Annotated in this window: 1 protein-coding gene and 1 pseudogene; both read right to left on the bottom strand. The window is 74.4% G+C overall.

Annotated elements, in window-relative coordinates; translation table 11 throughout:
* Window positions 1–371: DUF5691 domain-containing protein (locus tag VBO01S_RS31455; protein ID WP_218005433.1), on the bottom strand; the 371-nt coding region annotated here is incomplete at its 3' end.
* Window positions 368–1,045 (bottom strand): annotated as a pseudogene (locus VBO01S_RS32985) (SWIM zinc finger family protein); the annotation flags it as partial. The pseudogene VBO01S_RS32985 and the gene VBO01S_RS31455, both read right to left, overlap by 4 nt.

Raw genomic sequence — 1,045 nt, 5'->3', positions numbered from 1 at the left:
AACAGGCTGGGTGGCAGGCGCCAGCCGGCAGCGGCGAGCACGGCCAGCACTTCGTGCTGCAGGCGCTGCGGGCCACTGGCGAGGGCATCGGCGATCACGGCGAGCAAGGCGGGGTCGCCGAGCGCGGGGCAGGTGTCGTTGGCGGCGGGCGGTGCGTCGTCGGCCGGCAAACCCGGTGCAACGAAGCCCGCGCGGCGGCCCACGGCCACGGCGCCCGCGACGCGCAGCAGCACGCCTTGCGCGCTGTCGGTGGGTTGTTGCAGCGCCTGGAGCAGCGCACCGAAATCGCCGGCCATGCCGTCGGCGGCCGGCACGGGTTGGCGTGCCGTGCCGACGAGGGCGGTCTGCAGCAAGGTGTTCCAGTGGCTCATGCACGCGCTCCGCTCAAGGTCCAGACGGGTGCCCCACCCTCAGTCGCCCACGCCGTGAGCGGCGCGAACTGCTCGCCGTCCCATTCGCCGAAGACGCGCAGCGGCGCACCGCCCGAATGCGCCAGCAGCTGCCAGGCTTCGGCCGCGGCCAGTTGCATCGGCAGGGCCTGCGACGCGGCGCCCAGGCGCAGCCACCACTGGTCGCCATGCCGCGCAGGCACGGCGTCGGCCCACACCAGGGGCAGCAGCGGCTGCCACGGGTTGGCCGCGATCTGTTGGGCCATGCGTTGCCATTCACCGGCTTCGTCATGAAGCGCGACAGGCGCAGCAGTCGATGCGGCCTCGGCCGGCAGCTCGGCCACCACCGCGCGCTGCGAGGCGTGGCCGGGATAGAAGCACAGCACGGCCGCGCGTTCGCTGCCGCTGACCCAGCCGGTCTCGAAGCCGCGTCCGCCGTGCGAGTAGTCGAGCAGCAGCGCGCGGCGTCCGCTCGCGCGGCCCTGCAGCCACACATGGCGCTCGACCAGCTTGGTGTCGCGCTCATCCAGGCACTGGCCCAGCACGAGCCAGTGGTCGCTCACGCGTTCGCCGTCGGCCAGCAGCGCCTCGCGGTCCTGCGGCCAGCCGAGGGCGGCGCGCAGGTCGGCGCGCGTGGCGGGCGAGAGGCTGTCGCG

This window comes from Variovorax boronicumulans NBRC 103145 (genome assembly GCF_001591345.1).
GTDB classification, from domain to species: domain Bacteria; phylum Pseudomonadota; class Gammaproteobacteria; order Burkholderiales; family Burkholderiaceae_C; genus Variovorax; species Variovorax boronicumulans.
This window is presented reverse-complemented; position numbering and strand designations above follow the sequence as displayed.